7 protein-coding genes are annotated in these 10,920 nt (G+C 60.4%); 2 read left to right on the plus strand and 5 right to left on the minus strand.

Annotated features, from left to right (window positions below):
• Positions 1-486: 486 nt before the first annotated feature.
• The 4 genes from E8K88_RS17560 to E8K88_RS17575 all read right to left on the minus strand — a co-directional run bounded on the left by E8K88_RS17560 (position 487) and on the right by E8K88_RS17575 (position 8,420).
• Positions 487-2,511 (minus strand): reverse transcriptase family protein, encoded by a 2,025-nt coding sequence (locus E8K88_RS17560; RefSeq protein ID WP_136407973.1) that lies wholly within the window; start codon positions 2,509-2,511, stop codon positions 487-489.
• A 382-nt stretch (positions 2,512-2,893) separates the two neighbouring features.
• Complete coding sequence (locus E8K88_RS17565) at positions 2,894-4,615, minus strand: SWIM zinc finger family protein (protein WP_136407974.1); 1,722 nt, start codon at positions 4,613-4,615, stop codon at positions 2,894-2,896.
• A gap of 16 nt (positions 4,616-4,631) precedes the next feature.
• A complete protein-coding gene (locus E8K88_RS17570; RefSeq protein ID WP_240754588.1) occupies positions 4,632-7,709 on the minus strand; it encodes a hypothetical protein in 3,078 nt (1,025 codons plus the stop codon).
• Positions 7,710-7,952: 243 nt separating this feature from the next.
• On the minus strand, positions 7,953-8,420 hold the full coding sequence (locus tag E8K88_RS17575) for a winged helix-turn-helix transcriptional regulator (protein WP_136407975.1): 468 nt from the start codon (positions 8,418-8,420) through the stop codon (positions 7,953-7,955).
• Between the two features lie 129 nt (positions 8,421-8,549).
• On the opposite strand from E8K88_RS17575, the gene E8K88_RS17580 reads away from it, so the two are divergent.
• Positions 8,550-9,845 carry a D-amino acid dehydrogenase gene (locus tag E8K88_RS17580; RefSeq protein WP_136407976.1) on the plus strand — a complete coding sequence of 432 codons (1,296 nt, stop codon included), beginning with the start codon at positions 8,550-8,552 and terminating at the stop codon, positions 9,843-9,845.
• A 93-nt stretch (positions 9,846-9,938) separates the two neighbouring features.
• A complete protein-coding gene (locus tag E8K88_RS17585; protein ID WP_136407977.1) occupies positions 9,939-10,310 on the plus strand; it encodes a cupin domain-containing protein in 372 nt (123 codons plus the stop codon).
• Between the two features lie 371 nt (positions 10,311-10,681).
• Here E8K88_RS17585 and E8K88_RS18200 read toward each other — a convergent pair.
• Positions 10,682-10,920, minus strand: a 239-nt coding sequence (locus E8K88_RS18200; protein ID WP_205880122.1) for a hypothetical protein, incomplete at its 5' end; no start/stop codon positions are given.

A 10,920-nucleotide genomic window follows, 5' to 3' on the forward strand; every position in this document is an offset into this window, starting at 1 on the left:
CAGGCATTCGACCTGGTGGTTCTGCCCGCAGTGGCCGTGGCACCAATGGCCCCTACACCAGTGCCCTCTTTAGGAGCGATGGCGCTGGCCATGCTCAATGCAGCGGCCTTGCTGCTTGGCGCGGGTGTGGTCAGACGAAAAAGGCCAACAAGCCGTTAAACAATCGGCCGTTAAACGTGTGCGCTCCTACTGATCGGCATTCAGGCAAGGCGCGGCAAACAGCGCTTTGCTGCTTTGCCCGCTTTGCGCGTGTTGCGCGTGTTGCGCCTAACGATGTATGCGCTGCAACAGGTGCCTTGCCCTGCCTCTTTTAGGTGCCTTGCGCGACTGCGTAGAGATGGTCAACAGGCTCTTAGAGGGGACGGACACCACACCCAAAAATCCTGGTAGAGCAACCCAACGCCATGCGCTGTTATTCTGGAGCCGCGCTGGCAAGTCCACAGCTGCGGCTGGTTCAGCCGTTAGGCTGCACTAAGCGCATAACACTCAATAGGCGGTAAAGCCAATGACCAGCCATGAGACCACCAGCACCAGGCCAATAAAAATTCCCCAGCGCTGCTTTTTCATGTAGTAGAGCGTGATAGCCAATGCAAGCGCAAAGACCGTGATCAGGGGCTTGTTCAGGCTCATGCCTTGCGCAATCCCCAGCAGGATGTGCATGCCCAGCCTTGGCAAGCTGCGAGGCGTCGCAGGCTTGCCTTTATTCGCTCTGCTGCTTGCGCGGTTTGGTGCCACATGGCTTGCTGGTTCTTGTGAACTATTGCGCTCAGCCGAGCGATTGTGTGGTTCAGCACGGCCCCACGCGGCATCTGGCGTTTGGGCTGCGGCGGCCTCGCGGCGCAGTTGCTGGCGTTGCTCTTTGCGTTGTTGGTCGGTATGTTCCAGAACCGGGGCGGCTTTTTCCTCGGGCTGCCACCAGGCTTGGCCATTGGCCCGCACCGGCGCCTGGGCTGCAGCGGCCGCTTGCCTGAATGGCAGCGGCCTGGTGGCCGCACGCCGGTCTCGCGCTGCCGCATCGGCCAAGTCCTGGTTGACGCGTGCGCCAGGCACAGCCGCCAGTTGTTGAGCGCTGGCCAACAAGGCCTGGCCTTGTTTGGCATCGACCTGGTGCACAAATTGCGCCAAGCCCAGCAATTGCGACGGCTGTACCGCTTGGCCTTGCCAGTGCGGCGCAACGGCCGCACTGGCAGAACCTGCCTGCGTTGCCTGGTGCAGCGCCGCCCGCAGCTGTCTGCGCGTTTGTCTGGATACGCTAGGCGCCGCGCCATTGACGACCAGGCCAGTGACCTCCTGGCGCCGGCCTTTGCGCATCACGCGCTCTTTGTCTGGGTGCGGCGTAAAACCTTCGTCCCGCAGAATCCAGCGCACGCGGCGCAGTAGCGCACCAACGCGCTCTTGCGCGGCCTCACCAGACGCCGAAAACGTCAAATCATCGGCATAACGGGTATAGGCAAAACCCAGCTGCGCCGCCAGACCCTGCAAGCGGCGATCCAAACGCCGACACAGCAAATTGGTGAGCATTGGGCTGGTGGGCGCGCCTTGCGGCAGCACACGCTCGCGTGCCTTGCCACCAACAAACAGGCGCTCGCCATCGACCAACCAGGCCTGGGCGCGGTTTTCGCTGCACAGCAAGGCCAACACGCTGGCCACGCTCTCGCCATAGCCGAGTTGCCTAAATACACCCTTGATGCGGCCAAACGCTATGCTGGGGAAAAAATCCTTGACATCGAGGTTGATGACCACGTCCTGCCCGGTATGCGGCTGGGCATTGCTGATGATAGAGCGGCCAGCCAAGAAACCATGGGCGGCATCATGGGCAGGGATTTTCGCCAGCACCTGGTCCAGCACCCAGTACTGCGCACGTTTTAAGCGCGGCATGGGCGCAGAGATCAGGCGCTCGCCGCCGGTTTTCTTGGGCAACGTGAACGAGTGGTAATGGTGACTGCGCGCCACTTCGCGGTGAAAACTCAAAAATCGCAGCTCGGCCACGCTCACGCCCATGGCCTCTGCCAATTGCGCGCCGCTGGTGAGTTCAGGCAGGCCATGGCGTGCCAAGCGTGCCATATCCGGGCCTCTGCGCTGGCGTTCAGAGGTGCTCTTAACTGCCGCCTCGTCTTGCGCAGGCGTCTGCAAGCCCGCTGAAATACCGGGCCCCAGATAGCCAATGTGCGTGGCGCGCTCGCGATGCCATGCCAGCGCCTTGTCGTGGCGCTGCTGAGCCTGCTTGCGTTTGGTGGCCTCGCGTTGCGTGCGTGCTGCTTGCATGCGCTGTTTGCGCATTTCACGCAGCGCCCGCTCGGGGTCTTTGCGTGCGGCAAACTGGTTGCGCAGTGTCTGCAATTCGCGTTGCAGTTCGCCTTCACGCTGGATCAGCTCGGCAGCTGGTTGCGGCTGGCCTGCGTCCTTGGGCCAAAAGCCCATGCGCTGCATTTCTTCGAGTACGACTTCTTGTTTGCTCGAAGCTTTGATGCGTTCGTAGATTTGCGCGCGGCTCGGTTGTGGAGTGCTCATGCGAAAGCCCCCTGTGCTTGGCTGCATGATGGGCTGCGCAGCATCAGGCAACGGGCCTGCAACTGGAGCGGCTGGCGTACCGGGCTGGTGCCGGTGCCATGCAAAAAGAAATTCGGAGCAACACGCTTCTCGTCGAAGAGCCCATCGGGCTCACGGGACGGGAGCTGTTCGCTCGACGCCACCCCGTCATGGTGTCGCAGCTTCGCTTGTGGCAAGCCACTGAGGAAGCGCGACACCATGACTGGGGTGGCACAGTGAAAACGGCGCCCGTGGTGCATAGAACGGCAGAGAGCATGGGCGGCGAAACACCGCCCGGATTGCAAGAGCCTGCGCGTTGCTCCGAAGCGCCAAAGTGTAGTGCATAAGCAGGTGGCATGCAATTTCATGGTGCTTCCTTTGCCAAGGTTTGTTGTTCTGCAGACGCGCGCTGGCCCTTGTCCAACTCCGGCTGCGCCGTCAGGCGCAGCGCCAGAATATGCTCGCATGGCCCCCGGCTGAGGCGGTGCTGTTGAAAGCAATTGCAGTTGCAGCTGGCGCTGCTGACTTGCTCATCAGCCGTGAGCTGCAGTTGTGGCTCAAACCAGCGCTTGCCATCGGGCTGCGCAATGCGACCGGCAATGCGTATCTGGCCTTGGGCAAACTCCAGCTGGGACACGGCCACCTGTTGTTTGCGCAGCAGCTCCAGTGCTGCAGCCTCTTCCTGGGAAACTGGCGCTTGCCATTGTGCCGCCGTCAAGGGCTCACGCAGCAGCTCGCGCCAGGCGTAGCGCGTACTGGCCAAATCGTAAATCGCACGGCCGGCATGCAGCCAGCGGGACATCGCTGCATGCACTTGCGGCTGGCTTAAACCGGTGCTTGCTGCCAAGTCCGCCGCACTGGCCTGCCAGCACGACTGCAAGGCCGCAGCGACAGCTTGGGCCTCTGCATCGCTGACACGGGCCTGCGGTGCCAGCAAATGAAAGCGGGCGCTGCTGGACCAGTCATTGGCGCTCCAGCCCGACAGGCCCAGCGTGACCGTGACCTGGCCCATTTGAACCACCCAAAAGCTGGGCATGCCACTGCCCAGCAAATGCACGCGCACGCTATTGGCTTGCGCGATCAAACGCTCCAAGGTCAACAAACGGCGCCGGCCCCATATGCGAATCGAGGCAGGTGCCCGCGTGCCGTTGTCGACCACGCGTGCGCGCTTGGTTTGCAAACGCTTCTCCCAAGGCTCAAACACCAGCTGCGGCGCTGCCCCGGCTGGGAACTCAAAGCGCAGCGAACGCGGGCCGTGTTTTTCGCGCTGGCTTCGCAGCTGCGCACAGACATTAAACAAGTCCATAGGGTGCAGCTCAACGACAGTGGCTGGCAATGCCATCGCACTGGAGACCTGCAAAAAACCTCGCAGCCAGCTGTCGGGCACCTCTATTTTTTCCTCGCGCAGCCCTGGGTCATCTCCAACGGTCACATCAAAGCCTGCGGGATCGAGTTGCAGCCGGGTCCTTTTGTAGTTGCGGATTTTCTGAAACTCTTCGTACAAGCTGGCCGAGTAGTCGATGTTGGTTGTACCGCAAACCCGCTCGCCGGCATGATCGAAGGCTTCATGCTGGATACTGACAGCGCAGTAGCTGGACTCGTCCTGGCTGAAAGCCTCAAACAGCAAGCGGTCAGGGTGCACGGTAATCACCGGGTCCAGCACAAACCACAGGTCGCGGTTGTGCTGGTAGAGCCAATCAAAATACTGGCGCTGCGCTTTGTAGAACGGCCCCAGCAGTTGCGCTTTCTTGGCACGCAGTGCTTGCAATTCGGTGGACACTTCTTCTGTGCGCTGCTGCAATTGACCGGTATCAGCCATAAAGCGCGCCAGCAGTTGTGGCTCATGCTCTTCCAGCCATTGGCGGTAGGCACTGGTGTCACGCCCGCGTGTGCGCATATCACTGACGACCACGCTGTGCAAGGCGCTGAGCGCCTCGCGCACTTGCAAAAAGCCCATGCCATCTTGCTTGAGTGTGCCGTCAAAACGCACTGGCGGCCTGAGCAAGTCGGGCGCAAACGAAAAACTTTGCGCCGCAGCGGTGTCGCTGACTTCAGTTGCGCCGTAGTATTGGTATTGGAATTGCATCGATCCCCCCTCTTTCTCAGACGCTTGCCGTCTTGGACGGCCTATTGGCTGCAGTGGCGCGCGCTGCAGACCGCTCTTCATAGCGCACGGGCTGCATAAAGCTCTGCGCCAGTTGCGGGTGGCGCGCCACAATATCGCGTAGACCGGCAACGTAATCGGGCTGGTCCAGCAAGCTGGCACTGACCACTTGGCGCGCAAAAATGCCTGCAACGACGGCAGCTGTGGCCTCTGACTCGGTCTGGCTGCGTAAAAAACGCAGCACGCGCGTTTTGCTGGCACGGGCGCGGTGCACCTGGCTCAGCACCGCCAAAAAATAAGGCGCCAGCTCCTGCAAACGCGCAGCGCGCTGCGCCACTGGTTCATCGGGCAGGCTGAGCAGCCACTGGGTGACAAACAATTGCACGCTGGTCGATGGGTGTTGGGCCAGCCGCGTCAGGCACAAACTGGCCTCGGGTGCGCTCATGTGCTGTGTCAGGCGTTGGCGGCCCAAGGCCTGCACCCAGGCTTGTGGGTGGTCGACCCAGGCAATCAGCAATTCGGGCGTCAACGCGGCATCTGGCAGGCGCTCGCCAAACAGGCTTTGCGCGTAACGCTGGGTATCGGCCAGTTTGGCATCGGCCAATGGCAGCAGTTGTTCGGCCTGTTCAGGCGTCAGCTGAGCAATGGGCTCCAGCAATGCATCCAACGTATTGCGGCTGCGGCTGCGCACCTGGGCATCAGCATGGCGGGCCAAGGTCGCCCATTGGCGCAGCGTATACGCGCCATTGCCCAAAGCCTGCAGTGCCCAGGCACCGTAGCGCTGCGCACCATTGGTGCGGGCCTGCAATGCACGCCAAACGCCTGATGGGTCGCGTGCAGGTGCGACAGCGGCCAGCGGCCCGGTCAACAAGGCCAGTACATCGGCATGCACGCCACTGGCCGCTTCAGCGCGGAACAAATGGTCGTGCAAGACGTCGGCAATGCGCGTATTGCTCGGCGCGTTAGCGGCCAATCGGCCAATCAGCGGTGCGACAGCCTGGCGCAATTCGGGATGGATGGATACGGCAAAATCGGCCAGCACCTCGGCCTGCTCGGCCAGCACCTGATCGGGCAAGCTGTCCATCAAACGGATGCCACAGGCCACGCGCACAGGCTCGTCCGATGCCAGCAAGGCGCGCAGCGTGCTGGGCGGCAAACTGGCCAAACCGGCTGGGTGCACCAATAGCCAGGCGGTGGCAATTTCGACCAAAGGGGCAAGCGAGTGCGTGAGCAAGCGGTGCAGCGGCAATGCTGGCACCGTGCCTGCCTCACGCGCCAACGGCCCTTGTGGGGTCCACAGCGAAACCAGGTTGTCGCGAATCGCGTCTACCGTCTGCTGCGGCTCATCCAGTGTGGGCAATACGGCAAGCAAGGCCATGGACACCGCTGCGCCATTGGCAAATACCAGCAGCGCCACGCCCTGGGTGCGCAGCACGGCTGCAGGCGATACCAGCAAACTGGCTACCAACTCGGCGTCAGCAGCGGCGCTGGAGCGGTTCTGCGTCAGCCATTGGCTGAGAAAATCCGCGGCTGGCCCATCCGGGCATTGCGCCAAGGCCTGCAGCCATGGGTGCAGCTTGGATGGATCACGTGTTGAAGCCATCTGGCGCTGCGCCAGCTCCAGGCCCAATGCAGCCGCTGGCGCGTAGGCATGGCGCAACAGCGGCGTGATGGCGGAGGCAGCTTGGGCGCGCAAATAATCGGTTTGGTCGCGCAAGGCACGGGTCAGCGACCACAGCAGCACACGCGACTGGCCCTGTGCGACCAAGGCCAGCAGATGCTGCGGATGCGCATCCCACATGGCTGCCAAACCCTCGACGCGTTGCGCAGGCAGCTCGGCAAAATTCAAAGACTCTTCCAAACGCCAACGCCAGGCGCGCGGCGAAGCAACCAATCCTGGCCAGCGAGGCAGCAAGAGTTTGTGTGCAAGCAACCAGTAGGTTTCTGGCACGCGATGGGTTGCTTTGGTCTGCGGGGCTGCGCATGCACGATCCAATTGCTGCAGCAAAGCGACTGCCAGCGCCGGAGCCTGGCTGTGCTCCGCAGCTGCCAAGCGCCTCAGATGCCGCCAACCACGCAGCCGCATATAGAGCAGCGTGGCGCGTTGCACCTCGCCATCCATACGCCAATCACTGTCGCCATCAAAGCGTGCGTGCAACACCGCCAGCAATGCATGGTCGTGGCGCCACTGCGCCCGTTTGTATATCCGCTTGATCGCTGGCCAGCTGTGCTCACCAAGCTCGGCATGGGCTAACAATTCGCGCACAGTGAGTGCCAACTTCGGGTCTTGCTGGGCTTGTTCGTCGGCTTGCAGCAGGCTTTGCGGATCGGCTATTGCAACCGCAGCGACAGACTCATCGGCAGGACTTGGCTGCAGCGCCAACCAGGCTTGCCTAGCCATATCCCGCGTAGCGGCGCTGCGGCCACGCTCAGACAAGGCCTGCATGGCCACAGCCGCACCTGTATCACCGAGTTTGCCGATCAAGGCCGCCAGGCAGTAATCCAGCAAATCATCGCCACTGCCAAGCAGCGTCACCAAGCGTGGCACCTGCGCATACAACTGCTGCTGCCCTGCCCCCGCCCTTGCAGGATCGGCCAACTCGGACAAACGCCAGATCAAACGCCCTTGCTGCTCGCTAGGCAAACGCCGCCATACTTGGCTATCGAGCTTGGCGCACAAGGCCGCAATCGCCTTGGTTTGCAGCGTCGATTCTGGCAACAAGTTCAATGCCTCGGCGCTCTGCGCACCCTGCGGTGCAGCAAGCACACCAGCCGCCTGCACCGCCGCGTCAAAGCCGTGCTGCGACACCAACGTGTCGCCCGCGGCCAACCGTTTGTGCAAATAGACCATCGCCCGCTGCTGCGCTTGCGGCAAAGCCACCGGCATAGGCGTCAATGTGCTGTCATCTACTTGCTCGGCCACACCGTCGATCAAATGGGCTATCTGCAAGGTGACGACGTGCTGGAGAAAGGATTCGTGCGCCGCAGCATCCAGCACGATCACTTGCAAGGTACTGAGGCGCTCTTGATGAGCGCCTTGCTGCCGGGACAAAATGGCTTGGGCAATCAGTTTCATAGTGTGTAGGACCGCTTCAGGCAATGAAGAAAACCAATGTGGCGCAATACGGCTATTCGCTAGCGCAAATTTCCGCATGCGATAGCCAACGAGACTGTCTGTGGCTAAGAGCCTGTGCATGCAGGCTTGAGCTTAACCCAACTGCTGAGCGGTTTGTGCAACCAATCACCTGTCAGAAGCAGCGATGCCTGCCAGCTTCAACCATGCACTGCAGTTCTCCAATTGCCGACACAGCGCTTGTTATCACCTGTCCAGCACCAACTCCAGCGACTCCTTGATCTCCTCCATCACCACATAGCTGTGCGACTCGGCCGGCACCGGCAGCTGTTTGAGAATGTCGCCCAGCAGCCGACGGTATTCGCGCATGCCGCCAAGGCGTGCTTTGACCAGGTAGTCGAAACTGCCCGAGACCAGATGGCACTCGACCACATCGCGCACCAGCAGCAGCGATTGGCGGGCTTTGGAGAAGATGTCGTCGGACTTGGACGAAAGTTTGATCTCCACAAACACCAACAGCGTTTTGCCAAGCGCCTCGGCCGACACATGCGCGTGGTAGCCGGTGATGATCTTGTCGCGCTCCAGCCGGCGCACCCGCTCGGTACAAGGTGAAGCCGACAGGCCGACACGCTCGGCCAGCTCGGTCATCGCGATGCGGCCATCTTTTTGCAGGATGCTCAAAATTTTGCGGTCAGTCTTGTCCAGTGGGTGCATTTCACTTCCTAGGGCCTGTGCGGCTTGTATAAATCATTTTTTTCACTGCCAGCAGCCATTTTAAAAGTGAATATCACTTTATTAAAAATCATAAAGTGATGGAATTATTTTTATTCCAGGGGATAAGCAATGAAAGTCTTGGTACTGGGCGCTGGCGTGATTGGCACCAGCTCGGCTTACTATTTGGCCCGCGCAGGCGCGCAAGTGGTGGTGGTGGATCGCCAACCCAGTGCTGCGCAAGAGACCAGTTTTGCCAACGCAGGCCAGGTCTCGCCTGGCTACTCCACCCCTTGGGCCGCGCCTGGTATTCCGCTGAAGGCGCTGCGCTGGATGTTCCAGAAGCACGCGCCTTTGGCGTTGCGCCTGGATGGCAGCCTGTTTCAGCTGCAATGGCTCGCCCAGATGCTGAGCCAATGCAATAGCGCCCGCTATGCCATCAACAAAGAGCGCATGACCCGCGTGGCCGAATACAGCCGCGACTGTTTGCGTGAATTGCGTGCCGAGACCGGTATTGCCTACGAACAGCGCAGCAAAGGCACACTGCAAGTCTTTCGCAACCAGGCCCAGCTCGATGCGGTGCAGCGCGATATTGCGGTTCTGCGCGAATGCGGCGTGCCACATGCCTTGCTGACACCCGAAGAATTGGTGCGTGTCGAGCCTGGCTTGGCCCATGCCAGTGGCCGCTTGACTGGTGGCCTGCACCTGCCCAACGACGAAACCGGCGACTGCCAGATGTTCACCGAGCTACTGGCCCAGCAATGCCAGGCACTGGGTGTGGAGTTCCGTTTTGGTCAAAGCATTGAAGCCATCGCCCACGCCGGTGATGAGGTGACAGGCGTGATCGTCGACGGTCAGGTAGTCACCGCTGACCGCTATGTGCTGGCCCTGGGCAGTTACTCTCGCCAGATGCTGGCACCGCTGGATTTGCGCCTGCCAGTCTACCCAGTCAAAGGCTATTCGCTGACTTTGCCATTGCTCGACGAGAGTCTGGCCCCGCAATCGACGGTGCTGGATGAAACCTACAAAATCGCACTGACCCGCTTTGACAAACGCCTTCGCGTGGGTGGCATGGCGGAGCTGGGCGGTTATGACTTGCGCCTGGACCCACGCCGCCGTGCCACTTTGGAGATGGTGGTGCAGGATTTGTTTCCCGGCGGTGATCTGGCCCAGGCCAGTTTCTGGACTGGCTTGCGCCCGATGACGCCGGATGGCACGCCCGTCATTGGCGCAACCCGCCTGCGCAATCTGTACTTGAATACCGGCCACGGTACTTTGGGCTGGACCATGGCTTGCGGCTCGGCGCGGGTGTTGGCCGATGTGGTCAGTGGCAAAACACCTGGTATCAGTACCGAAGGTTTGGGACTGGGGCGCTATGACCGTGCAGCGCAGCATGGGCGCCGGGCCACGGCAGCTGCTGCAGTGTAATCTCCGCAGCAGACGGCGTGCCTGGGGTTATGCGCTCACTAGCCTGTTGAGGCTTAGATAATGGCGCCTGTTCGATCATTGACATTCCAAAGCATGCCCAATAACACTACCCCACCCGTCTCCATCATCCATTGGCCAGCGACTGAGCTGGTCAATCCTGTCTTGGGCAAGCCCAGCCGCCCCATTCAGGGCGAGACCCAGTACCAGACCATGCAGGTGTTTGAGGGCCTGGACGGCAAAGTCAGCTCAGGCACTTGGCAGGCAACGGCTGGCTCGTTTCGCTCCAACGTGGTTGGATATGTGGAATTTTGCTACATCGTGCAAGGCAGCTGCCGTTTAGTCGACCCAGACGGCACGGTGCACGCTTTTAGCGTGGGTCAACATTTTATTATCCCAGATGGCTGGACTGGCCACTGGGAGGTCGATGAACAAGTGACCAAGGTGTATGTGATTACCAAGGCCTGAGGACGTATTTACGGTCTTTTTGCAGTCACGCAAGGCACAAAAAATAGGCAGTGCAAGGCGCCTGTCGCAGCGCATACGTCTATATGAGCAAAACAGGCAAGGCCGCAATGCGTTTTTTTGTACCTTGCCCTTCGGGCTGGAGTCCAAAAGGCACACTGTTTTGGGCTCCAACGCGGTCTGTGTCAAGACTTTGAACAGGCTCTAAGGCGGCAAGCCACCTCACGGGCAGCCGAGGTCTCTCTCGCCACCTCCAGCCCTCCACCCTTGGCACGATCCAACGCCCAACGCAATGGCTGGTCGATACACAGCTTGACTGCAAAGTAAAAATCCCTGATCTCAGGGATAGACAGTGGCTGTCTGGTGTTATCAAATTAACACATTTTAATTTTTCGACGAAAGCACGCCATGCACCACAACAGATACCGATGGCTCCACAGCTGGCCTCTTCTATTGCGCTGCCATCTGCTGATACAGACCTTGACTAGCGGTATGGCAAGAAGCCTGCTACTGGTGAAAAATGTCTGCATAGGTAGCACTTTTTCTGCTTTTTCTGCTTTTGCTGCCTTGGCTGCTGTGTGCATGCCCGTGGCAAGCCATGCACAAACGCAAA

Source organism: Lampropedia aestuarii (genome assembly GCF_004803635.1).
In the GTDB taxonomy this organism is placed as follows: Bacteria; Pseudomonadota; Gammaproteobacteria; order Burkholderiales; family Burkholderiaceae_C; genus Lampropedia; species Lampropedia aestuarii.